The 22329-nt window shown below is 57.7% G+C and carries 21 protein-coding genes; 14 read left to right on the forward strand and 7 right to left on the reverse strand.

Annotated features, from left to right (window positions below; genetic code table 11):
- Nucleotides 1–13 precede the first annotated feature (13 nt).
- The 4 genes from ccoN to ACFDAU_RS04930 all read right to left on the reverse strand — a co-directional run bounded on the left by ccoN (nucleotide 14) and on the right by ACFDAU_RS04930 (nucleotide 4826).
- Nucleotides 14–1432, reverse strand: a complete 1419-nt coding sequence (ccoN, locus tag ACFDAU_RS04915) for a cytochrome-c oxidase, cbb3-type subunit I (RefSeq protein WP_413438895.1) — start codon at nucleotides 1430–1432, stop codon at nucleotides 14–16.
- 61 nt (nucleotides 1433–1493) lie between these two features.
- Nucleotides 1494–1676, reverse strand: coding sequence for a cbb3-type cytochrome oxidase assembly protein CcoS (gene ccoS / locus ACFDAU_RS04920; RefSeq protein WP_413438896.1), 183 nt, complete (start codon nucleotides 1674–1676; stop codon nucleotides 1494–1496).
- Between the two features lies 1 nt (nucleotide 1677).
- Nucleotides 1678–4212: a heavy metal translocating P-type ATPase gene (locus ACFDAU_RS04925; RefSeq protein ID WP_413438897.1), complete on the reverse strand. Its 2535-nt coding sequence runs from the start codon at nucleotides 4210–4212 to the stop codon at nucleotides 1678–1680.
- 29 nt (nucleotides 4213–4241) lie between these two features.
- The gene (locus ACFDAU_RS04930; protein ID WP_413438898.1) at nucleotides 4242–4826 is read right to left on the reverse strand and encodes an OmpW/AlkL family protein; all 585 of its coding nucleotides are present in this window, start codon (nucleotides 4824–4826) and stop codon (nucleotides 4242–4244) included.
- A gap of 225 nt (nucleotides 4827–5051) precedes the next feature.
- Between ACFDAU_RS04930 and aat the strand changes: the two genes are divergently transcribed.
- The 6 genes from aat to ACFDAU_RS04960 all read left to right on the forward strand — a co-directional run bounded on the left by aat (nucleotide 5052) and on the right by ACFDAU_RS04960 (nucleotide 10817).
- Nucleotides 5052–5750, forward strand: coding sequence for a leucyl/phenylalanyl-tRNA--protein transferase (aat, locus tag ACFDAU_RS04935; RefSeq protein WP_413438899.1), 699 nt, complete (start codon nucleotides 5052–5054; stop codon nucleotides 5748–5750).
- Nucleotides 5734–6468, forward strand: a complete 735-nt coding sequence (locus tag ACFDAU_RS04940; protein ID WP_413438900.1) for an arginyltransferase — start codon at nucleotides 5734–5736, stop codon at nucleotides 6466–6468. Before aat ends, ACFDAU_RS04940 begins: the two co-directional genes overlap by 17 nt.
- Nucleotides 6431–6829 carry a truncated hemoglobin gene (locus ACFDAU_RS04945; protein WP_413438901.1) on the forward strand — a complete coding sequence of 133 codons (399 nt, stop codon included), beginning with the start codon at nucleotides 6431–6433 and terminating at the stop codon, nucleotides 6827–6829. Before ACFDAU_RS04940 ends, ACFDAU_RS04945 begins: the two co-directional genes overlap by 38 nt.
- Entirely contained in the window at nucleotides 6830–9202 is a 2373-nt protein-coding gene (locus ACFDAU_RS04950) for a putative bifunctional diguanylate cyclase/phosphodiesterase (RefSeq protein ID WP_413438902.1), read from the forward strand. It abuts the gene before it with no gap.
- A 164-nt stretch (nucleotides 9203–9366) separates the two neighbouring features.
- On the forward strand, nucleotides 9367–10161 hold the full coding sequence (locus tag ACFDAU_RS04955) for a thymidylate synthase (protein ID WP_413438903.1): 795 nt from the start codon (nucleotides 9367–9369) through the stop codon (nucleotides 10159–10161).
- Nucleotides 10162–10172: 11 nt separating this feature from the next.
- On the forward strand, nucleotides 10173–10817 hold the full coding sequence (locus tag ACFDAU_RS04960) for a MarC family protein (RefSeq protein ID WP_413438904.1): 645 nt from the start codon (nucleotides 10173–10175) through the stop codon (nucleotides 10815–10817).
- A gap of 367 nt (nucleotides 10818–11184) precedes the next feature.
- Here the strand turns inward: ACFDAU_RS04960 and ACFDAU_RS04965 are convergent, their stop codons facing one another.
- A complete protein-coding gene (locus ACFDAU_RS04965) occupies nucleotides 11185–11451 on the reverse strand; it encodes a hypothetical protein (RefSeq protein WP_413438905.1) in 267 nt (88 codons plus the stop codon).
- A 118-nt stretch (nucleotides 11452–11569) separates the two neighbouring features.
- Between ACFDAU_RS04965 and ACFDAU_RS04970 the strand changes: the two genes are divergently transcribed.
- Together ACFDAU_RS04970 and ACFDAU_RS04975 are read left to right on the forward strand one after the other, a co-directional pair.
- Complete coding sequence (locus ACFDAU_RS04970) at nucleotides 11570–12079, forward strand: dihydrofolate reductase (RefSeq protein WP_413438906.1); 510 nt, start codon at nucleotides 11570–11572, stop codon at nucleotides 12077–12079.
- Complete coding sequence (locus ACFDAU_RS04975; RefSeq protein ID WP_413438907.1) at nucleotides 12076–12888, forward strand: metal-dependent hydrolase; 813 nt, start codon at nucleotides 12076–12078, stop codon at nucleotides 12886–12888. Before ACFDAU_RS04970 ends, ACFDAU_RS04975 begins: the two co-directional genes overlap by 4 nt.
- 71 nt (nucleotides 12889–12959) lie before the next feature.
- On the opposite strand, the gene ACFDAU_RS04980 is transcribed toward ACFDAU_RS04975, so the two are convergent.
- A complete protein-coding gene (locus ACFDAU_RS04980) occupies nucleotides 12960–13238 on the reverse strand; it encodes a hypothetical protein (RefSeq protein WP_413438908.1) in 279 nt (92 codons plus the stop codon).
- Between the two features lie 281 nt (nucleotides 13239–13519).
- Between ACFDAU_RS04980 and ACFDAU_RS04985 the strand changes: the two genes are divergently transcribed.
- From ACFDAU_RS04985 to ACFDAU_RS04995, 3 genes are all read left to right on the forward strand, one after another.
- Nucleotides 13520–14482: a diacylglycerol/lipid kinase family protein gene (locus tag ACFDAU_RS04985; protein ID WP_413438909.1), complete on the forward strand. Its 963-nt coding sequence runs from the start codon at nucleotides 13520–13522 to the stop codon at nucleotides 14480–14482.
- Nucleotides 14479–15306, forward strand: coding sequence for a metallophosphoesterase family protein (locus ACFDAU_RS04990; protein ID WP_413438910.1), 828 nt, complete (start codon nucleotides 14479–14481; stop codon nucleotides 15304–15306). The genes ACFDAU_RS04985 and ACFDAU_RS04990 overlap by 4 nt, the downstream gene beginning before the upstream one ends.
- 532 nt (nucleotides 15307–15838) lie before the next feature.
- Entirely contained in the window at nucleotides 15839–16447 is a 609-nt protein-coding gene (locus ACFDAU_RS04995) for a BON domain-containing protein (protein WP_413438911.1), read from the forward strand.
- A gap of 415 nt (nucleotides 16448–16862) precedes the next feature.
- Here ACFDAU_RS04995 and ACFDAU_RS05000 read toward each other — a convergent pair whose 3' ends face one another.
- Complete coding sequence (locus ACFDAU_RS05000; protein WP_413438912.1) at nucleotides 16863–17297, reverse strand: DsrE family protein; 435 nt, start codon at nucleotides 17295–17297, stop codon at nucleotides 16863–16865.
- A gap of 326 nt (nucleotides 17298–17623) precedes the next feature.
- On the opposite strand from ACFDAU_RS05000, the gene ACFDAU_RS05005 reads away from it, so the two are divergent.
- The 3 genes from ACFDAU_RS05005 to ACFDAU_RS05015 are packed head-to-tail and all read left to right on the forward strand — an operon-like array spanning nucleotide 17624 to nucleotide 22190.
- Nucleotides 17624–19129 (forward strand): sensor histidine kinase, encoded by a 1506-nt coding sequence (locus tag ACFDAU_RS05005; protein ID WP_413438913.1) that lies wholly within the window; start codon nucleotides 17624–17626, stop codon nucleotides 19127–19129.
- Between the two features lie 2 nt (nucleotides 19130–19131).
- On the forward strand, nucleotides 19132–19548 hold the full coding sequence (locus ACFDAU_RS05010) for a response regulator (RefSeq protein ID WP_413438914.1): 417 nt from the start codon (nucleotides 19132–19134) through the stop codon (nucleotides 19546–19548).
- Entirely contained in the window at nucleotides 19545–22190 is a 2646-nt protein-coding gene (locus ACFDAU_RS05015; RefSeq protein ID WP_413438915.1) for an EAL domain-containing protein, read from the forward strand. Before ACFDAU_RS05010 ends, ACFDAU_RS05015 begins: the two co-directional genes overlap by 4 nt.
- The last annotated feature ends 139 nt before the right edge of the window (nucleotides 22191–22329 follow it).

Below are 22329 nucleotides of genomic sequence, written 5' to 3' on the forward strand. Positions count from 1 at the left end.
TCCTGTTATCCGTTCAAGCGTGTACGGCCTGGGGTATCTGCGCTTCCACTATCCTGCCGGCGGATACCGTTCTCCATACGTTGTAGGCCATGATCAACATGCCGCTAAAGAACATCAGGCCGCCCAGCAGCCGGATGGTGTAGAACGGATACATTGCGTTCAGCACCTGGGCGAAACTGTAGGTCAGCGTGCCGTCCGGGTTGGAGGCGCGCCACATCAAGCCTTGCGCTACCCCGGCAATCCACATCGCGGCGATGTAGAACACCACGCCAATGGTGGCTACCCAGAAGTGCAGCGTGATCAGTTTGACGCTGTACATTTCTTCGCGCCCGAACAGGCGCGGGATCAGGTAGTACATGGAACCGATGGTAATCATCGCCACCCAGCCGAGTGCGCCGGAATGCACGTGGCCGATGGTCCACTCGGTATAGTGGGACAGGGCGTTCACGGTCTTGATCGACATCATCGGTCCTTCGAAGGTGGACATGCCGTAGAACGACAGCGCCGTCACCAGAAACTTCAGGATCGGATCGGTGCGCAATTTATGCCAGGCACCGGACAGGGTCATGATGCCGTTCATCATGCCGCCCCAACTCGGTGCCAGCAGCATCAGCGAGAACACCATGCCGAGGGATTGTGTCCAGTCGGGGAGCACGGTGTATTGCAGATGGTGCGGGCCCGCCCACATGTAGATGAAGTTGAGCGACCAGAAGTGCACGACCGACAGGCGGTAGGAAAAAATCGGGCGCCCGGCCTGTTTGGGAATGAAGTAATACATCATGCCGAGGAAGGCAGTGGTGAGGAAAAACCCCACCGCATTATGGCCGTACCACCACTGCACCATGGCGTCCTGGACACCGGAATAAACATAGTAGGATTTGGTCAGGGACACCGGGATCTCGGCGCTGTTGACGATGTGCAGAATGGCAATGGTCAGAATGTAGGCGCCGAAAAACCAGTTGGATACATAAATGTACTTGGTGCGGCGTTTGATGATGGTGCCGAAGAACACCACCGCGTAGGCCACCCACACCAGGGTAATGAGAATGTCGATCGGCCATTCCAGTTCTGCGTATTCATGCGAGGTGGTATAGCCCAGCGGGAGCGTGATGGCCGCCGCCACGATTACCGCCTGCCAGCCCCAGAACGTGAAAGCGGCGAGCTTCTCTGCGTAGAGCCGCACCTGGCAGGTGCGCTGCACAATGTAGTAGGACGTGGCAAACAGCGCGGTACCGCCAAAGGCAAAAATCACTGCATTGGTATGCAGTGGCCTTAACCGTCCGTAACTCAGCCACGGTACGCCAAAGTTCAGTTCCGGCCAGATCAGCTGGGAGGCGATGATGACGCCTACCAGCATGCCGACTATGCCCCAGACGATGGTCATGATGGCGAACTGACGGATGACCTTGTAGTTGTAGGTTGTTGTTTCCATGCTGTGCCTCTCCTTTGTTTGTCACAAGCAAAATTACACGTCATTGATTGACTGGTGCTGCCTAACTAAACCCTTGTTCGTCTGATGATTTTTTACCTGGAGGTTTGTCGTCATCCATCAGAATCCGGTGCGCGGGCCCTTCCATATCCTCGAACTGGCCTGCTTTCACCGCCCATAAAAATGCCGCTGCGATGAATACAACCAGGATCACGCTGAGTGGAATCAGCAGGAACAGAATGTCCATGTCAGGGTCCTTCCAGCGCGGGCACAGCCACTGCCGTGCCCGTTTCGGTGACGGTATGAACTGGCGCGCCATTGTCGCCAGCACCAAGTCGCATGCGGCTCAGGCGCAGTGCGTTGAGCACCACCAGCAGCGAAGAAAGCGACATGCCAATACCCGCCATCCACGGTGTGACAAACCCCAGCGCCGCGGCAGGAATGGCGGCCAGGTTGTAGATCACTGCCCACGCCAGGTTCTGCCGGATGATCGCGGTGGTGCGCCGGGCCAGCGCCATCGCATCCGCCAGACGTTCCAGCTGGCCGTTCATCATCACCATATCGGCGCTGGCCTGAGCTACATCCGAACCCTGCCCCATGGCGATGGAAACTTGAGCCGCGGCGAGCACTGGTGCATCGTTCACGCCGTCGCCGACCATGGCGACAATCTGACCGCGGCTTTGCAGTGCGCGCATGCGTGCAAGCTTGTCCTCTGGCATAAGCTGCCCGGCATAATGTTCGATGCCCAGTTGATTGGCCACATGCGCCACGGTGGCGTTGCCGTCGCCGGATAGCAGGCTGACTTCCATCCCCATTTTTTTCAGACGCGCCACCGCCCGCACGGCGTCCGGACGCAACTGATCGCCCAGCAGAAATATGCTTAGCCAGCCCTGTTCGTCGCCCAGCGCAACCATGGTCTGGCTATCCCGCAACTCGAGATGGGGCGGTAGTGGCCGGCCATGCAATTGCGCCACAAAATCCGGGCGGCCCAGGCGCAGATGACGCCCTTCAACGATGCCCTCCAGCCCGTAGCCCGGCACATTGGTAATGGAGTGGCCGGGCAGCGTGGGCGCGGCTGGATCATGCAGGGCATGTGCGATGGGATGTTCGGAAACGCTCTCCAGGGTGGAAGCCAGGGCGCGGCAGCGCGCCGCCGAGGTTTCGCCCAAGGGCAGGGTGTCGAGCAGGGTGAGCCTGCCGTAGGTGAGGGTGCCGGTCTTGTCGAACACGACGTGGGTGACACGCGCCAGCGTTTCCAGCGCGTGGCCGCGTGTGGCGAGCAGTCCCATGCCGGTGAGACGCCCGGCTGCGGCGGTAAGGGCGGCCGGGGTGGCCAGACCGAGCGCGCAAGGGCAGCTCACCACCAGTACCGAAACCGTGATCCAGAACGCCCGTGCCGGCTCCACCCAGTACCAGCCCAGCGCAACGCCTGTGGCCAGCAGCAGCAAGGCGAGCACGAACCATGCGGCGAACCGGTCCGCCAGCCGGGCGATGCGGGGCTTTTCTGCCTGGGCGCGGTCGAGCAGACGCAGAATGCCGGACAGCACGGTGTCGGCGCCGGTTTTTTCTACGCGCATGACCAGGGGGCCGGTCACGTTGATGGCGCCACCCACCAGGCGATCGCCCGCTACCTTGGTCAGCGCACGCGCTTCGCCGGTGAGCAGGGACTCGTCCGCCGCGCTGCTGCCAGCGAGCACAATGCCATCCGCCGGAATCGCTTCGCCGGGTTTCACCAGCAAGGTGTCGCCTGCGGCCAACCGGGTGACCGGCACGCTTTGCGTTTCCTGTTGTGCCGGATAATCCAGATATCGGTTGGCAACGGCGGGAATCAGCTTGGCCAGGGTTTCCAGCGCCGCTGCCGATTTGCGCCGCGCGCCCATTTCCAGATAGCGTCCGCTGAGCAGGAAAAACACGAACATGGTGATCGAATCGAAATACACCTCGCCGGAATGGGTTAGTATCACCCAAACGCTGGCTGCAAACGCGGCGCCCACGCCCAGCGCCACCGGCACATCCATACCCAGGCTGCGGCGCTTGAGGTCGCGCCATGCACCCAGGAAAAATGGCCACGCCGAGTAAAACACCACCGGCAGGGTGAGCATCAGGCTGGCCCAGCGCATCAACGCCTGGATGTCCCAGGTCATGCTGCCGGGATCAGCCAGATAAGCCGGGATGGCATACATCATGACCTGCATCATGCCCAGTCCGGCAATCGCCAGTCTGCGCTGGGCGGCCGCACGTTCGCGCCTGAACACGTCCTCCTGGCGATCGGCATCGAATGGGTAGGCGGCATAGCCGATGTCGCGGACGGCATGCAGAATGTCGGAGAGCTGGATACGGCTGTTGTCCCAGCGCACCCGCGCCCGGTGCGTGGCGAAATTGATCTCTACCGCGACTACACCGGGTAACTGCGCGATATGGCGCTCGTTCAGCCAGATGCAGGCGGCGCACACAATACCCTCCAGAATCAGCGCGGCCTCGCGCAGGTCACCTTCGCCTGGCCTGACGAAGGACTGCTGGATTTCCGGCAGATCATAGAGCCGCAGTTGTTGCAGGATTTCGTCGGCGGCCGGCGCTGCAGCGGTGGAGGGCAGGCTGGTGCGGTGGCGATAGTAGGCGGCGTTGCCGCTGCTCACGATCATCCGTGCGACCGCCTGGCAGCCATGGCAGCAGGTATTGCAACGGGCATCCGGAAGATCGACCGGATAATGCGCACCGGGCGGCAACGGGTTGCCGCAGTGGAAACAGCTGGGCATATCGTGACTGCCGTTACCCAATGGCATGGCTGCCGCCCTCTGGCTGGGTCAGTTGACTAGAAGCGCCAGCCGTAACCGACACCGATGATTACCGGATTGATGTCCAGATCGGTGACGTACGCGCCTGCGGTCGTTTTTACCTTGGTGCTGATATAGATTTTTTTCACATCCAGGTTGATATAGCTGTTGTCGGTAACGGCAATGTCCACGCCGGCTTGCAATGCGCCGCCAAAACTGTTCCTGTCTACATCCAGACCGGTCAGGTCCACGTTATAGAAACGTGTGTAATTGACGCCCGCACCCACGTAAGGCCTGATTTTGCTGTCCGGGGAAAAATGCCACTGCAGGGTCAGTGTGGGTGGGAGGTGATTGACTTTGCCGAGGCTGACGCCATTGAGCGTTACTTTATGGCGCGCGGTTCCCAGAATCAGTTCGGTGGCGAGATGTTTGCTGAAGAAATAGGTGAAATCCAGTTCCGGAACTATCTGGGAATCCACGTCTACCCCAGCCACCGGTGATGAATGGGCGGAAGGATCTATCTGGATAGCGCGAACCCTTACCAGCCAGTTACCGTCCGCAGCCTGGGCGAAATGGGTGACCGATGCGGTAGCGAAGGCAAGTATCAGTGCGGTGCGTTTCATGGTGCCTCTCCTGAGTTGAGGGTTATGGTCATGGATACTTAAAATTCCGTTTATTAACAAATCAGAATATTTTGTATCTGTGTTTAACCATACTACTGACATGGTTAAATTGTCAACGCATTGTAAGATTGTTGTCAATGAATGAATTGACGAACAAGCTGGGAGGCAATGTGAAACAGGTGTTGCGTGCTGTAGTAAATGTATGCAGCAGGATAGAATTCACTCATGTTGACCTGGCTTAGTGACGATGAGGATTTTCCGGCCGTATGCAAGGCGCTGCGTGACCCGGACGGGTTATTGGCTGCGGGGGGCGTCCTGTCCCCGGCGCGTCTGGTGGATGCTTATTCGCGCGGCATTTTCCCCTGGTACAACCCCGGTGATCCCATTCTATGGTGGAGTCCGGACCCGCGCATGGTGCTGTTTCCGCAGGAGCTGGTGGTGCAGCGTTCGCTCGCCAAGGTGCTGCGCAAGCGCCACTATGAGATTCGTGTGGATACCGTTTTTGCAGAAGTGATTGCAGGATGTTCCAAACCGCGCGCGGGGCAGAGCGGTACCTGGATCAGTGCGGAAATGATCGCCGCGTATACGCGCCTGCACCAGATGGGTGTGGCGCACAGCATCGAGACCTGGATTGACGGCAGGCTGGCGGGCGGTTTGTACGGCATTGCGCTGGGACGGGCATTTTACGGTGAATCCATGTTCACGCTGGTGCCGGATGCTTCGAAAATCGCTTTTGTACATCTGGTGCGCCAATTACAACGCTGGGACTTTGGAGTGATCGATTGCCAGATGAACACGCCGCATCTGGCGCGCTTTGGCGCACGCGAAATTCCCCGTGCAGATTTTCTCGCGCAGCTGAATAACTTGATAAACTTGCCGGCAGTGCTCACTCCCTGGCGCTTCGACCATGACCTTATTGAATGACCTGCCGTTCGCGCGGTTGCAGTTTTACCTGACTTCGCCGTATCCGTGCAGTTACCTGGCGGAGCAAACGGCGCGTTCGCAAGTCGTGACGCCTGCGCATCTGGTGGATGACATGGCATACAGCCAGTTGATTCAATCCGGCTTCCGGCGCAGCGGCTTGTTCACCTACCGTCCGCAATGCGCCAGCTGCCAGGCATGCATACCGGTGCGCGTGGTAGTAAATGAATTCACCCCGAGCCGTACCCAGCGCCGTACCGGCAAGCGCAATGCGGATCTGGTGGCGGAGCCGCGGCGCCCGTTTTTTGATGCTGAGCACTACAAGTTGTACCAACGTTACCAGGCATCTCGGCATGCGGGCGGCGGCATGGATCACGACGACCGCGACCAGTACGCGCACTTTTTGCTGCAAAGCAACGTGGATACTTATCTGGTGGAATTCCGTGAAGCCGGGGTGTTGCGCATGGTCAGCGTGATTGATCAGGTCGAGGACGGGCTGTCTGCCGTTTACACGTTTTTTGATCCGGATCTGTCACAGCGCAGCCTTGGTGTATATAGCGTATTGTGGCAAATCGAACTGGCGCGCAACCTCGGCCTGCCCTATGTATATCTGGGCTACTGGATCGAAGCCAGCCGCAAGATGGCCTACAAGAGCCAATACCAACCATTGCAAGGATTGATCGATGCCGAATGGCGTATCTTCTTACCGGCGCAAACTTGAACCGCTGTGCGCGAAAATCGGCCGTGCCCGTGTCGATCAGGTGGTGCACGCGTTCTATGCCAAGCTGCGGACGGACCCGGTGTTGCATGGATATTTTGACGGCATCACCGATCTTTCTGAGCATGAGGCGCTCATCGCTGATTTCTGGTGGGTAGCGATGGGCGGCATAGTGGCGCAGCCGCGACAGTTCGACATGCTGGGCCGGCACCGGACGCTGGGTCTGACGCCAGTAGTTTTCGAACGTTGGCTGGCATTGTTTGGCGATACCCTGGCCATATACTTGCCCCCGGATCTCGCCGCTCAATGGCTGCAAATGGCCGCTGGCATCGGCGCCAATCTTCAAAATCAAATGCCAAAATAAATGGAAAAAAGCGTCTGGCTTGTGCGGATAGTCCTGGTCCTGGCTGGCCTGGCGCTGGTGACGGCATGGCTGCTTTATCGTGGCAACCAGAACAACCTGGTGGCCGAATCACAGGTGAATACAACCTATCGTGCCCTGTATTACAGCGAACATCTCTGGTCGCAACTGCAGCAGGCCGAGGTTGATCATGCAGCATATCTGAACGATGCCAGCGCACAAACGCTCAACCGGTATCAGCAGGATATTCGAGAAGCAGAAAGCGAGCTCAGAGAGCTTGGCCTGTTGATGCACACCACTCCGGAAGGCTATGGCCAGATTATTCAGCTGCGCCAGCATGTATGGTCATATATTTCCGAGCTGCATGCATTTCCCGGCACAGCCGATGCCAGGCCGCTAGCCCAGGCGCAGACGGATGCAGGGCAAACACAGAGGGTCAATATAGCGCGTGATCTGAGGTCATTCCAGAGCGTGCAGCGATTGCGGCTCCAGCAATTTCAGGAACAGCGCAACCGGTCGCGACGCGTGTTGTTGATGACAATACAGATCAATGCTTTGTTAGTGCTGGCCACGCTGCTCTCCATAGCATATCTGATCCGGGTGCATGCAGTTCGCCGCCGTCAAAGCCAGGCCGAGCTGGAGCGGATCATCAGTACCAGTACCGAGCAACTGCGCAGCGAAGTACTCCGGCATCAAGCCGCACGTGAGACGCTGCAGGCCAGTGAAGTGAAGTTTCGTACACTGACTGAAACCACGGCTGCGGCGATTTTTATCTATCAGGGCGATTACATTGTTTATGCAAACCCGGAAGCCGAGAGAATCAGCGGTTACAGCGCGGCGGAATTACGCAATATGCCGTCCTGGCAGCTGGTGCATCCGGATTATCGGGAATTGGTGCATGCGCGTGCTGAGGCCAGAATGTCCGGGCAAGAGGTGCCAAGTCGCTATGAATTTCCGATCCAGACTCGCACCGGTGAAACCCGCTGGCTGGATTTCACTGCCGGAGTGATTGTTTATGAAGGCAGGCAGGCCGGTCTGGGCACCGCCTACGATATTACAGAACGCAAACAGCAGGAAGCCGCACTTGCCCATCTGGCCACGCATGACAGCCTGACTGATCTCCCCAATCAGGTACTGGCAGTGGATCGTTTGCGTTCCGCTCTCAACGAGGCCGAACGCCGCCACCGTCTGGTCGGCGTGGTACAACTCAATCTCAAACGTTTCAAGGCGGTCAATGACAATCTCGGTCACGCGGGGGGGAATCAGGTATTGCAGCAGGTTGCGCAGCGCCTGAAGCCGCTGATCCATGGCGAAGACACCCTGGCGCGACCGGATAGCGACAAGTTTCTGGTTATCCTGTCCAATCTGATTTATCCAGGCGAGGCTGCGCGCAGAGTTCAGCAGCTGATCGAAACGTTCCAGAGCCCGTTCAATGTAGAGGGTAGAGAAGTCTTTATCAAGGCCTGTGCCGGCGTGACTTTCTATCCGTCCGACGGTAGCGATGCCGAAAGTCTGTTGCGCAACGCGGCCACCGCGCTCAATCGGGGCAGTAGCAATGACAGTGAATGCATCAGCTATTACAGCTCGGGCATGTTCGAGCAGGCATCGCACCGCTTGATGCTGGAGGCTTCCCTGCATCGCGCCCTGGAACGTCATGAACTGGTGTTGCACTACCAGCCAAAATACCGGCTCGATGACGGTGAAATCAGCTCGGTCGAATCGCTGTTACGCTGGCAGCATCCTGAATATGGCATGATTTCGCCCAAGGACTTTATTGCCATGGCGGAGGAGGTGGGGCTGATCGTACCCGTGGGCGAATGGGCGATCACCGCTGCCTGTGCCCAGGCTGTAGCATGGCGCGACGCGGGTTTGCCGCTGACGGTGGCAGTCAATTTGTCGGCGCTGCATTTTTCCAGCAAAGGCCTGGTCGCGCACGTGCGCCAGACGCTGGCCGCGAGTGGTTTGCCAGCGAATTTTCTGGAACTTGAAATCACGGAAACAGCGCTGATCGGCGATATGGGCAGCTCCATTGCCAAACTTAACGAACTGAGCGCGCTGGGTGTACGGCTTGCGCTGGATGATTTCGGCACGGGTTATTCCAGTTTTAGCTATTTGCGCCACTTGCCTATTAACAGCCTGAAAATAGATCGCAGTTTTGTGACCGATATCGTCGAGAATGTGCAAAGCTCGGCCATCGTGTCCGCCATCATCGGCCTGGCGCATGGCCTCGGCCTGGAAGTGGTGGCAGAGGGTGTGGAAACTGCGGCGCAACGCATTAAACTGGAGCAACTCGGATGCGACCTGGTCCAGGGCTACCTGATCAGCCGTGCGCTGCCCGAGGACGAGTTGAGGGGGGTGCTTGCAGCCGCCAAGTGAGCAGTTGGGTGGTCAAATACCTGCGGCATGCGATGGAGGCAGGTTCTGCCTGTTTCTGCCGGAATTGCAGGATAATACGGGTTTGCGCGCATCCCTAGGGCTTGTTTCGCAAGTATCCATACATTGTCTAATTCAATCTATTTAACCTGCTACGCTAAATTACCATGCGCCAATACCTTGATCTGATGCGCCACGTGCTGGAGCACGGCACTCAAAAATCCGACCGCACCGGCACCGGTACCCTTTCCGTTTTCGGCCACCAGATGCGCTTCGATCTAAGCCAGGGTTTTCCGCTGGTGACGACCAAGAAATGCCATTTGCGCTCCATCATCCACGAGTTGTTGTGGTTCCTGCAGGGCGACACCAATATCCGTTACCTGAAGCAAAACGGCGTCAAAATCTGGGACGAATGGGCCGACGAGAACGGTGACCTGGGTCCGGTTTATGGACACCAGTGGCGCAACTGGCCCAAGCCAGACGGCGGGCATATCGACCAGATTGCGCGCGTGCTGCATGACCTCAAACACAACCCGGATTCGCGCCGCATTATCGTGTCTGCGTGGAACGTCGCCGACCTCGACAAAATGGCGCTGGCACCCTGCCACGCTTTTTTCCAGTTCTATGTTGCCGACGGAAAATTAAGCTGCCAGCTTTATCAGCGCAGCGCCGACATCTTCCTCGGTGTGCCGTTCAACATCGCCAGCTACGCACTGCTTACCATGATGCTGGCGCAGGTGAGCGGCCTCAAACCTGGCGATTTCGTGCATGCCCTGGGCGATGCGCATCTGTATTCGAACCACCTCGATCAAGCCCGCGAGCAACTCACGCGCGAACCGCGTCCGTTACCCACCATGCAGATGAATCCCGCAGTCACCGACTTGTTTGCCTTCAAGTTTGAAGATTTCGAACTGCAAAGCTACGACCCGCATCCGGCGATCAAAGCACCGGTGGCGGTGTAAGAAAGATTCTGATGACGCTGTTACCCGTCTGGGCCGAGCAAATCAAATACCTGGTAGGTATTTTCGCCATTCTGAATCCTCTCGGCGCCATCCCGATTTATCTCAGCCTGACCGCGGACCGGCGCTCCAAGGAAATGCACCGCACTGCCGCCAAAGCCGCCATCGCCGTGGCGGTGATCCTGATTCTCGCTGTGTGGGTAGGAGATTCTTTGCTGTCGTTTTTCGGCATCGGCCTGCCGGCGTTTCGTATCGCAGGCGGACTGCTGGTATTGCTGATTGCGATCGCCATGTTTCACGCTCGAACCAGTCCTGCGCGGCAGACCGATGCCGAACAAACCGAAGCCGAATCCAAGAATGACATCGCCGTGGTGCCGCTGGCGATTCCGCTGTTGGCGGGTCCGGGAGCCATCAGCCTGGCCATTGTTGACGCCCATCAGGCGGGGAGCTGGCCCGAAAAGCTGGTGTTCAGCCTGGGTATCGTTGCGGTCGGGGTGATCGTCTGGCTGGTATTGCGTTTGGCCGAACCGATCGGCGCACGCCTCGGTACAGCCGGCCTCAACATCGCCACGCGCGTGATGGGGCTGATACTCGCCGCGATGGCGGTACAGTTCATGGCAGACGGTTTATTGGCGCTGTTTCCGGGTCTGTCGCGTTAAGGGTCTAAAAACTCATCCTAAAAACCGCAATTCAAGCCACAGAGATCACAGAGCAACACAGAGCAACACAGAGCTGAAGCGGGTTCCACATATTTTTCCCGGTTCACCTGATGGATGAAGTCAATATTTACGGCAAGCAATTGTTTTTGCGAGTTGGGCGACGCATCGTCCATCCGTGCGAACCCCATGGCCTCTGTGAACTCTGTGTTCTCTGTGGCTGACTGATTTTTTCAGGTTCATATTTCATCGCCACGGCAATGTGGCGGAAAAAATTTCTTGCTGACATATAAATCATAGGCGGCGCGATGAATTTTTCCACGCCCGGCTTTGGGCCCAACTATGAATTTTTAATGGAGCTTTTAAGGCGTTATGGCTGTGACGGGGCTTGCGCCTGTTGAACTGCTTTGAGAATTTGCGTTAAATCGCCGGAAGCCAGCGACGGCGGCTGCGGACCCTCGATTTTGACCTGGGTCCAGTCCACCACCGACCCGGTTCCCCATGACACCACCGAAGCCAGTACAAACACCAGCATGCCGCGCGTCATGCCCTTGCCGATTTCCATGTCATCCAGGTAACGGTTAAGCCACCAGGCGGCGATGATGAAGGCGATGGTAGAAATAATCAGGTTCAGCATGGTCGTTGCTTGATCGTCATGAGTGCTTATCTTGAGGCTGAATTTTATATATTACGGTTCTTCCGCGCAGTTCTTTACTGCCGCAGGCTGGATATAATGCCCGAAACCAGGAGAAAACATGCTGCATCCCAAGCCCCGCATTGCGCTCATCGCCGCGCTGGCGAAAAATCGTGTTATCGGCATTCACAATACGCTGCCGTGGCGTTTGCCGGAAGAACTCAAGCATTTCAAGGCGCTCACCATGGGGCACCATATCTTGATGGGACGCAAGACCTTTGAATCCATCGGGCGCCCCCTGCCGGGGCGCACCACAGTGATCATTTCGCACACCGCTTACAGTGCGCCCGCAGGTTGCCTGGTAGCGAACTCCATCCCGGAAGCCGTGGCCGCCTGTGCGGGTGATCCCGAAGTATTCTTTATCGGTGGTGCGCAACTTTACGAACAGGCATTACCCCTGGCGGACCGGCTTTATCTGACCGAAATTCACGCCGAATTTGCCGGCGATGCCTGGTTTCCCCAATTCGAGCGCACCGATTGGGAAGAGTTCAGCCGTGATCCGCGCTACGATGAGGCCAGCGCGCTAAACTATGATTTTGTGGTGTACCAACGTAAGGGGATGTCAAAATGAAAGCAATCAAAGTACTGGTGATTTTTGTGTTCAGCATGGTGCTGGGGGCAAGCGCGGCGTGGGCGGGGCAGACGGAACTGACCTGGTATGGCCATTCCGCATTCAAGATCACCACGCCGAGCGGCAAAGTGCTGCTGATTGATCCGTGGATTACCAATCCCGCGAATAAAAACGGCAAAGCCGATCTGGCGGGGCTTACGCATGTTGACCTGATCCTGATCAGTCACGGCCATTTCGATCATGTCGGCGATGCGGTGGCGATTGCCAAAAAAACCCGCGCGCATCTGGTCAGCACGTTTGATCTGGGCAATGCGCTGGTCACCTACGGCGGATTCCCCAAAGCGCAGGCGGGCATGGATACCGAGGGTAATTTCGGCGGCGAACTCACCCTGCTCGGAGGCGATGTGAAAGTTGCTTTCATTCCGGCCATCCACAGCTCCACCGTGATGGATGAAAACGGCAAGGATATCCACGGGGGCGGCAATCCGGGCGGATTCCTGATCAGCATCAAGAACGGTCCGGTGATCTATCACACCGGCGACACCGATGTATTCAACGACATGACGCTCATCCCGCGCTTTCACAAAGTGGACGTGATGCTGGCGTGCATTGGCGGCCATTTCACCATGGGGCCGGACCGCGCCGCGCTGGCAACCAAAATGGTTGCGCCGCTGATGGTCGTGCCTATGCACTACGGCACCTTCCCGGTACTGGACGGCACACCGGCCGAATTCAGGGCGGCACTGACCAAACAGGGTGTGAAAGCCAAACTGGAAGTAATGCAGCCGGATGAAATGATCAAGCTCTGAGGTATACCTATTTGGCAACGGGCGGGCTCATCGCCCCGTTGCTATCGAAAGTCCCCTCGATTATCCGGAAGTCACTTCTTGTGCGCGTGCGTCTGGGTGCGGCTTTTCCCCGCTTTTTTCAATGAAATCGCAACAGCCTGTTTGACCGCTTTTTGTTTGCTGGCGGGGTGGCTGTTGCCGATTTTCCCGTCTTTTTCCCACTCATGAACCAGGGTTTTAACATTGCTGCTGACGGTTGCTTTGCTCGTTCCTTTTTTTAACGGCATGATGTTTCTCCAGTCTGTGAAATCAAAAATAAATAACCAGATTACCGGCCCTTCGCGCCAGATCGTTTTCTGACCAGAAAGCATGATTGGTCAACCTTTATCCGGGAGAACCAATGATTATCTATTTTCGACCTCTGAATTTACATATACCGTGCGCTTCCGTACATCCAAAGTTCTGGGAATGAGCCAATATTAAAATTATTAGCGGGGATGAGAGGGGCTTCAATAGCGGCGTATTCTTGATCTGCAACATTCAATGCGCTTTCCGTCTACGCAATTGTTGCGTAATGTCCAGTCACCTGGGTTGTGCAAATTCAGAAAACCCTCTGCATGACTTGAAATCCTGGAGGAACTCTTTTCCACTCATGATTCCTGTCTCGATAGACCCTAACGCCCCGTTGTTCATCGTGCTGAATGTCGGCTCCGGTAACCATGACACTGCAAAAACACGCACCATAATCGAAGAGATTTTGACGCATGCGGGCCGCGAGCATCATATCAGCATGGTCGAAGACCCCGCACGGCTGCACGATCTCGCCCACGAGACGGTCGAGAAAGCCCAATCCAGGGGAGGCGTAGTCGTTGCGGCGGGTGGCGATGGGACCCTCAATGCAGTTGCCCAGGCAACGCTGCCCAGCGGTTGTCCGTTCGGCGTGCTGCCGCAAGGCACCTTCAACTATTTCAGCCGTACTCACGGAATTCCATCCGACACGGCTGAAGCCACGCGGCTGTTGCTCACCGCCCGGGCTCACCCGGTACAGGTAGGTCTGGTCAATGATCGGGTGTTTCTGGTCAATGCCAGTATGGGCTTGTACCCACAATTGCTTGAAAATCGTGAGGCCTACAAGCAGCAATTCGGACGCAGCCGTCTGGTGGCGTTCTGGGCGGGATTCATCTCTCTGTTGCGCGAACACCGGCAATTGCGCCTGCGTATCGAATATCGCGGCGAAACGCGAGTGGTGCGCACCCCGACATTGTTCGTAGGTAATAACCGGCTGCAATTGGAACAGATAGGCATCCCTCAGGCATATTTGCTGGAGCAAGGCCAGCTCGCCGCCATATCCTTGCGGCCAGTAGGAACCCTGGCCATGCTGTGGCTGCTGATACGTGGCGCTTTCGGGCAGCTCGGCGAGGCCGACAGCGTTTCCCACTTCGCTTTCAGACATATCAGCGTCACCCCAGCGCTGCCCTATGGTAGCCGCCGCGTGAAAATTGCGACGGATGGCGAGATCGTATGGCTGCAGGCACCGATCGAATTTCGTGTCGCTCCCGAGTTTTTGTATTTACTCAAGCCTGAACCAGATTTGTCTGTGAGTAAGCAGTCATGACAGTGCTGCTACAAATATCCGATACGCATTTCGGCACCGAGCAGGCGCCAGTAGTCGAGGCATTGGTGCGGCTTGCCCACGAGCAGGCGCCGGATCTGGTGGTGCTGTCGGGTGATATCACCCAGCGTGCGCGACGCAAACAGTTTCGAGCAGCGCGCGCATTTGTCGATCGATTGGGAGTGGCCGTGACCCTCGCCATTCCCGGCAACCACGATATTCCCCTTTTTGATATGGCAGCTCGCTTGTTTTACCCGTATGCGAATTACAGCACAGAGTTCGGGACCGATCTGGAACCGGTATTCGAATCGGATCAGTTACTCGTTATCGCCCTGAACACGACGCGTTTTTATCGCCACACGGATGGCGAAGTGTCCACTGAACAGATTGAGCGTGTGGCGCAACGGCTTGAACAGGCGGCCCCAAGCCAGTTGCGCATTGTCGTCACCCATCAACCGGTTGCCGTAACACGCGCGCAGGATGAAACCAATCTTCTCCATGGGCGCTTGGAAGCCATACCCAGATGGGCCCAGGCAGGCGCTGATATCATCCTCGGCGGCCATATCCATCTGCCCTACGTGCTGGCATTGCATGAGCGGTTTGCTGACTTAGCGCGCAAGGTATGGGCAATTCAGGCAGGCACCGCCGTTTCATCACGGGTGCGACATGAAGTGGGTAACTCGGTGAACCTGATTCGCTACAACAAGCAGGGGGATCAGCATCGTAGTGCTGTGATTGAACGATGGGACTACCTGACGACCGAAAAAAAATTTCGAGCGGTAGAGATAAAAAACCTGGATATCGATTCATCGACTAATTCTGCGTGACGCAATTCGGGCAGAATCTCCCTCCGTCGCAGGATAAGGTTGCAATAATCTTCCATGTCTGACCTCAACCAAAATGAGGGCCATGATGGTCTGTCGGCTAACCATAGCGTCTTAAATAATGCCGCATAATCCGCGCAGCACCGCCCGACCGCAGCAAGCAGACCGCTCAATGTGGCGAAGAACCGGTTGTGCGTGCAGCGACCTTTACGGAGCCGGATTGGCTCAGCTTGGGTCTGGGCTCGCGCAGCCGGAAGCCCGTCTGTCCAGAGACGAGCTGGCATGGCGCACCCCAAAAACAACACCGTAACGCAGGCACAGGTGTACGGAAAGCATCTTGCCGTCCCACAGGTGGCCGGCACTTGCGCGGAAGACGGCGCGCTAGCTCACCCCTTCGCGGCGCTTTCATCGCGGACGGGATGATATTGGCAGCATATGTGTCATACCGTACAGATAATCTCTGATGCTGCATGCAAACTGTGTTTGCGAATAACTCGCAATGTAAGTCGTGTGTACGACAAAAAGGAGAACTGATATGAATATGACCCTGGTTTGTAAAAAAGCATTTTGCAAAACATTGATGGCTGCGAGTATTGCAGGCATGGTCGGCGCCGGTACAGTCAATGCGGTCGCCAGCGATAAGCCGATGCCGCAAGCGCATAGCGACGGTATGGGCGCAGCCATATCCGATACGGTCATTACCGCAAAGGTGAAAGCCAAGTTGATGGGTGAAAGTGGCCTGAAGAAGTCTGAAATTGATGTCACTACCACCAATGGCGTGGTGACACTGAATGGGTCGGCAAGTAATTCGGATGCCAAGGCTTTGGCTGAAGAAAAGGCAAAGTCGGTTGAAGGTGTGAAAAGTGTCGACAACGCCCTGAAAACACCAGGCAGCAGCAATGCCGTGCGCAAGACGAAGCGCGTCGTTTCGGACAGCTGGATTACCACCAAGGTGAAGTCCGGGATACTTGCCAACAGTTTGACCAAAGGCTTCGATGTAAGCGTGAAAACGAGTCACGGAGTGGTGATGCTCAAAGGCACTTTGGCAAACGAGGCAGCGGTCGAACACGTCAAGTCCATTGCGCAAAAGGTGGATGGCGTGAAGAGTGTGGATACCTCGGAGCTCAAAGTCGCAGGTAAATAAGCCGCTACCCGCCCCGTTGCAATGGGCAGCCTGGATTATGTGTCGCCATTTGCTTCATTTGGCGGCCGGGGATTCTCGACGAATTCCTGGCCGCGGATTCGAAGAAAGCGGAAAGTAAAAAATTCGGGCTCGGGTCTTTTATTTACGCATGCCGAGCTAATTGGTGCATCTATGTAGCGTGTATCACCTGAACATGGCTCGCCGGAGGTAGCTCGGCAGCTAGTCTCCTTCTCTTGTTTGTCCGAGAAAATCTAACCCAAAAGCCAGCCACCCCAATGCGCAGCCCCTTCGGCACACCTTCTCAGACGAAGCGCCACAGAAGGGAATTTCAAAGCATGATGCGCCACGCAGATTGCATGGGCTGGCTTCCGTCAGTGATGCCTGCTTGCGAACCTGTGAAGCGTTGGCAAAACGGTCAGGGCTGAATCTGAACGTAACCTTGCTGCACCAGCTCGATCAGGCGTGCCACCGCTCCCGCGTTCACCTTCACGCCTGGCAACAGGTCATCGTTTATCCAGTGGTGCGCTTTCATCGACATGGCGCATTCCTCCATCTGAACGCCCTGTTTCAGCAATTCGGCGATCGCTTTTTTATAGGGGTTGCCGGTGGTGGCGTGGCGGTAGGCGTTGTAGGCCTTGTCGTTGAGGGTCATGTAGGCGGCGTCGCCGTGAAAGACGCCGATGATCTTGCCCTTTGTACCGTCCTTCACGTAGCGCTCGGCCAGCAGCTGCATGTAATGGATGCCGACCGGCATGTCGCCGGCAAAGGCGAGGTGGTCCATGTTGAATACCGCATTGGCCTGTTTCAGCGTGATGGGGATGTCCACGTGCTGCGTCGGTTGCGTCATCATGTCATCCGATCTGGCAGCGCATGATGGACGATGGCTTTTTTCTGTGGACCGATTTCCTGAGCATGTTTACCTCGTGCAGTGAACCATTGCCAGATCGGGAGGCATAAAGCCTCGATGAGGGGCTGCGGATATCCGCAGCCCCTGCCGCAGAAACCTTTCGGGCGCTTAGTCCGGCTAACTATACATTAGGACAAGGGGTGGCGGCCGAAGTTTCGTAAGCGGCCATCCAGGGTTTGAGCCACCCGCTTTTGCCGATGCTTGTTTAGTTCCGGGGGTGCTGTGTTATAGTTTTTTCAATCCTAATTATTATAAAAACCCAACAGCCCGTGACAGAACATCTTCTAGAAGGCAAAAGCCTCGAGTGGCTTCTGGAATCCGCCACCGATGCAATGATTATCACCGACCGGGAAGGCCTGATCATTCTCGCCAACCCTCCGGTCGAGCGGCTGTTCGGCTATCCGCGCCAGGAGCTGATTGGAAAGCCGATGGAAATCCTGCTGCCGGAACGCTTCCGCCACGCACACGGTTCCCAGCGCACGGGTTATTTCACCCAGCCGCGCGCGCGTGGCATGGGCACAGGAATGGATCTTCTCGGCCAGCGCAAGGATGGCAGCGAGTTCCCGGTGGACGTGAGCCTCTCCCCGCTCAAGACCGAGCAGGGGCTGCTGGTGATGGCGACGATTCACGACATCACGCGCCGCAGGAAGGCCGAAGAGGCCCTGCGCGAGAGCGACGCACGCATGCGGGCCATCTTCGACATTGCTGTGGACGGCATCGTCACCATTGACGAACGCGGCATCATCGAGCGTTTTAATGCCGCCGCCGAGCGCATGTTCGGCTACAGCGAAGCCGAGGTGGCCGGTAGCAATGTTTCCATGCTGATGCCCTCGCCCTACCGCGAAGCGCACGACGGTTACCTCGCCCACTACCTGCAGACCGGCGAGAAAAAAATCATTGGCATCGGCCGCGAGGTGGTAGGGCTGCGCAAGGACGGTACGACCTTCCCGATGGATCTGGCGGTGGGTGAAACGCGCCTGGGCGAACGCCGCATGTTCGCCGGCACCGTGCGCGACATCAGCGAGCGCAAGCGCGCGGAAGAGCAACGGGCGCTCCTGGTACATGAACTGGAAAGTGCCAACGAAGAGCTCAAAAACTTCGCCTATGTCGTCTCCCACGACCTCAAGGCGCCGCTGCGCGCCATCGGTTCGCTGGCGGACTGGCTTTCCGCCGATTACGCCGACAAGTTCGACGCCGAGGGCAGGGAACACATGCGTCTTCTGGTCAGCCGCGTGCGCCGCATGGACAGCCTGATCGATGGCATCCTGCTGTACTCGCGTGTGGGCCGGGTCAAGGAAACCGCCCTGCCGGTGGATCTCGACAGGCTGGTGCACGAAGTGATCGACCTGCTCGCGCCTCCGCCGAACATCGCGGTGACCATCGAAAACCCGCTACCCACCATCGTGATTGAACCGACCCGCATCCAGCAGGTATTCCAGAACCTGCTTTCCAATGCCATCAAATACCTGGACAAACCCGACGGCAAAATCCGCCTCGGCTGCGCCGCCGAGGGCAGCGAATGGAAGTTCAGCGTGGCCGACAACGGTCCGGGAATTGAAGAGCGGCATTTTGAGCGTATCTTTCAATTGTTCCAGACGCTCACCCCGCGCGACAAGATGGAAAGCACCGGCGTCGGCCTTTCCCTGGTCAAGAAGATCGTGGAGATGTACGGCGGCCGGGTCTGGCTCGAATCCAGGATGGGGGAAGGCAGCACCTTTTTCATCACCCTGCCGCGAACTAAAACAGGTATTCGTTCAAGCAAAGGAAAAACTTAATCATGAGATTCGCTAATCAATCCATCCTGCTGGTGGAAGACGACGAAGTGGACGCCATGACGGTGAAACGCGCGCTGAAGGATCTGCATGTCACCAACCCCCTGGTGCTCCGGGAAAACGGCGAGGAGGCGCTGGCCTACCTGCGCGATCCGAACAACGAAAAGCCCTGCCTGATTCTGCTCGATCTCAACATGCCGGTCATGGGCGGCATCGAGTTTCTGCAGGTGGACAAGCACGACGATGCGCTGAAGGCCATCCCGGTGATAGTGCTGACCACCTCGCAGGAACAGCAGGACAAGGTGGCGAGCTTCAACCTGGGGGTCGCCGGTTACATGGCCAAGCCAGTGGCCTATCAGCAGTTCGTGGAGGTCATGCGCACCATCAATGCCTATTGGACCATCAGCGAGATTCCGCAATGAGCAAACCGCAGATCCGCGTGCTCGTGGTCGAAGACGATGCAGTGGACCGCATGGCCTGCCGCCGCGCGCTCGCACGGGACGCTGACTTCGAATTCGTTATCGCCGAGGCCGAAACAGGCGGGGAGGGGTTGCGGCTCGCCCACGGCCAGAAACCGGACTGCGTGCTGCTCGACTTCCATCTGCCCGACATGAACGGCCTGGAGTTTCTGGCCGAACTGCGAAACGACCTGGGTGAAATTCCGGTGCCGGTGATGATGCTGACCGGCGCCGACACCGCATCGGTCGCCGTCGAAGCCATGAAGCGCGGTGCGCAGGACTATCTGGTCAAGGATGTGAAGCGTCAATATCTGGAGTTGTTGCCCGCCGTCATCCAGCGCGTGCTGCGCGAGCGGCGGGTGCTGCAGGAGAAGCAGCACGCCGAGAACAAGCTGGCTCAGGCCGAAGCGAAGTACCGTTCCCTGGTAGAGCAGATTCCCGCCATCACCTATACCGCCGCGCTGGATGTACCCGGCAAGCTGCTCTATGTGAGCCCGCAGCTCGAGGCACTGGGTTATTTACCGGAGGAATGGGTCGCTGAAGTCGGCGCTCTGCGCAGCCATGTGCATCCCGATGACCAATTACGGGCAGTGGAGGAATTCGACCGCGTACGCGCCACCGGCAGGCCGCTGCGCTGCGAATACCGCCTGCTTGCCCGCAATGGCGCCATCGTATGGTTTCGCGACGAAGCCAGTGTGGTGCGTGACGAAGCAGGAAATCCGCTGTTTCTGCAAGGCATTCTGGTGGACATCAGCGAAAGCAAGCGGGTGGAGAAGGAACTCAAGGAACATCGCTACCGTCTCGAAGAACTCGTGGAAAAGCGCACCAACGCGCTTACCAGGGCGAATGAGCACTTGCGCAAGGATGTCATCGAACTCAGAAGGGCGGAAGAGGCGCTGTTTCAGGAAAAAGAACGCGCCCAGGTCACCCTCGAATCCATCGGCGATGCCGTCATCACCACCGATGCCGCCGGCAGGATCGAATACCTGAATCCGGTTGCGGCACAGCTTACCGGCTGGAGCTCCGCAGAAGCGCAAGGTCTGCCGCTGCAGCAAGTGTTCAACATCATCAACGAAACCACCCGGGAACCGGCGGAAAGTCCGGTGGCACGCTGCCTGCGCGAAGGACACGCCGTCGGCCTGGCCAACCACAGCATTCTGGTGCGCCGCGACGGCAGCGAACTCGCCGTCGCCGATACGGCCTCGCCTATCCACGACCGGCACGGGAAAACCACCGGCGTCGTGATGGTGTTCCACAATGTTACCCAGGAACGCAAGCTGGCCCAGCAACTATCCTACCAAGCAACCCATGACGCGCTTACCGGCCTGATCAACCGGCGCGACTTCGAACAGCGTCTGGAACGCGCCCTGGCAAATGCACGTGCGGATGGCGCCGAGCACGCCCTGTGCTATCTCGACCTGGACCGTTTCAAGGTGATCAACGATACCTGCGGCCACGCCGCAGGCGACCAGCTGTTGCGCCAGCTGAGCGCCATGCTGCTGGATCAGATGCGCAGCCGGGATACACTCGCCCGCCTCGGCGGCGACGAATTCGGCCTGCTGCTGGAGCACTGCCATCCCGAGCAGGCAATGCGCATTGCCGAAGAGTTGCTGCAAGCAGTGCAGCAGTTCAAATTCGTATGGGAAGGCAAAGTTCACAGTATCGGGGCCAGTATCGGCGTGGTTCCGGTCACGGCCGCGAGCGAGAGCCTGTCCGCCGTGCTGCGCGCAGCCGATGCGGCTTGCTACACCGCAAAAGGAAACGGGCGCAACCGCGTCTATGTTTACCAGATCGATGAAGTCGAGCTGGCCCAACGCAACAGTGAAATGCAATGGGTGGCGCGTATCACCCAGGCTCTGGAAGAAGACCGGTTCGGGTTGTTCTGTCAGCCGATTGCTGAGCTTGTCCCCCATGCCGGGGAGCGCGCCCATTACGAAATTCTGCTGCGCATGCTGGAGCCAGACGGCCGGGTAATCGCGCCGGACGCATTCCTGGCCGCCGCCGAACGCTATAACCTGATGCCTGCCATCGACCGCTGGGTAGTGCGCCGCGTCATTTCCTGGCTGGCCGCGCAGCCTCCGGAAAGCGAGCAGCGGGCCGCCATCTATTCGATCAACCTGAGCGGCGCTTCGCTGGCCGACCACGCCATGCTGGACTTCATCCGGGAGCAACTGATCCTGAATCAGGTTCCGGGGAACATGCTGGGTTTTGAAATTTCCGAGGCAACAGCCATTGCCAATCTGACCCAGGCTGCCCATTTCTTCCAGGAGATAAGAAATCTGGGCTGCCGGACCACGCTCGACAATTTTGGCAGCGCCATGTTCTCCATTGCCAGCCTGAACGTGCTGCAGATGGATTACCTCAAGATCGACGGCAATTTCGTCAAGGACATCGCGCAGGATCGCATTGCGCAGGCGCTGGTGGATGCCATCAACCAGGTGGCACACGAAATGTCGGCCAGGACCGTGGCCGGATGGACGGAAAGCCCGGCCAGCCTGGACGCCCTGGAGGAGATTGGCGTGGACCATGCCCAGGGCTACGTCATCTGCAGACCGCGGCCCTTGGCAGAATTGGGGGAGGAACAGGAACTTTCCTCCCCCCAATAATAATTTCCGCGCTTCACAGTCAAACGGGGCAACGAGACGCTGCCACCGCAGCGATTTTCTTGATCACGGCTTGAAATCAAATACCCATCGGCAAAAGCGCCGTCCGCATCCCCGGCAGAAGAAGGCGGCGAGGCCTGCG

The organism is Sulfuriferula sp. GW1, assembly GCF_047300855.1.
In the GTDB taxonomy this organism is placed as follows: Bacteria; Pseudomonadota; Gammaproteobacteria; order Burkholderiales; family Sulfuriferulaceae; genus Sulfuriferula.

Excerpts from the sequence above, each read along its gene's own strand:
- ACFDAU_RS04985 (WP_413438909.1), top strand. The coding sequence starts at position 13,520 with ATGATTCCTGTCTCGATAGACCCTAACGCCCCGTTGTTCATCGTGCTG.
- ACFDAU_RS05015 (WP_413438915.1), top strand. The coding sequence starts at position 19,545 with ATGAGCAAACCGCAGATCCGCGTGCTCGTGGTCGAAGACGATGCAGTG.
- ACFDAU_RS05000 (WP_413438912.1), bottom strand. The coding sequence starts at position 17,297 with ATGATGACGCAACCGACGCAGCACGTGGACATCCCCATCACGCTGAAA.
- ACFDAU_RS04955 (WP_413438903.1), top strand. The coding sequence starts at position 9,367 with ATGCGCCAATACCTTGATCTGATGCGCCACGTGCTGGAGCACGGCACT.
- ACFDAU_RS05010 (WP_413438914.1), top strand. The coding sequence starts at position 19,132 with ATGAGATTCGCTAATCAATCCATCCTGCTGGTGGAAGACGACGAAGTG.
- aat (WP_413438899.1), top strand. The coding sequence starts at position 5,052 with ATGTTGACCTGGCTTAGTGACGATGAGGATTTTCCGGCCGTATGCAAG.
- ACFDAU_RS04970 (WP_413438906.1), top strand. The coding sequence starts at position 11,570 with ATGCTGCATCCCAAGCCCCGCATTGCGCTCATCGCCGCGCTGGCGAAA.
- ACFDAU_RS04965 (WP_413438905.1), bottom strand. The coding sequence starts at position 11,451 with ATGCTGAACCTGATTATTTCTACCATCGCCTTCATCATCGCCGCCTGG.
- ccoN (WP_413438895.1), bottom strand. The coding sequence starts at position 1,432 with ATGGAAACAACAACCTACAACTACAAGGTCATCCGTCAGTTCGCCATC.
- ACFDAU_RS04960 (WP_413438904.1), top strand. The coding sequence starts at position 10,173 with ATGACGCTGTTACCCGTCTGGGCCGAGCAAATCAAATACCTGGTAGGT.
- ccoS (WP_413438896.1), bottom strand. The coding sequence starts at position 1,676 with ATGGACATTCTGTTCCTGCTGATTCCACTCAGCGTGATCCTGGTTGTA.
- ACFDAU_RS04980 (WP_413438908.1), bottom strand. The coding sequence starts at position 13,238 with ATGCTTTCTGGTCAGAAAACGATCTGGCGCGAAGGGCCGGTAATCTGG.
- ACFDAU_RS04995 (WP_413438911.1), top strand. The coding sequence starts at position 15,839 with ATGAATATGACCCTGGTTTGTAAAAAAGCATTTTGCAAAACATTGATG.
- ACFDAU_RS04950 (WP_413438902.1), top strand. The coding sequence starts at position 6,830 with ATGGAAAAAAGCGTCTGGCTTGTGCGGATAGTCCTGGTCCTGGCTGGC.
- ACFDAU_RS04975 (WP_413438907.1), top strand. The coding sequence starts at position 12,076 with ATGAAAGCAATCAAAGTACTGGTGATTTTTGTGTTCAGCATGGTGCTG.
- ACFDAU_RS04945 (WP_413438901.1), top strand. The coding sequence starts at position 6,431 with ATGCCGAATGGCGTATCTTCTTACCGGCGCAAACTTGAACCGCTGTGC.
- ACFDAU_RS04930 (WP_413438898.1), bottom strand. The coding sequence starts at position 4,826 with ATGAAACGCACCGCACTGATACTTGCCTTCGCTACCGCATCGGTCACC.
- ACFDAU_RS04990 (WP_413438910.1), top strand. The coding sequence starts at position 14,479 with ATGACAGTGCTGCTACAAATATCCGATACGCATTTCGGCACCGAGCAG.
- ACFDAU_RS04925 (WP_413438897.1), bottom strand. The coding sequence starts at position 4,212 with ATGCCATTGGGTAACGGCAGTCACGATATGCCCAGCTGTTTCCACTGC.
- ACFDAU_RS04940 (WP_413438900.1), top strand. The coding sequence starts at position 5,734 with ATGACCTTATTGAATGACCTGCCGTTCGCGCGGTTGCAGTTTTACCTG.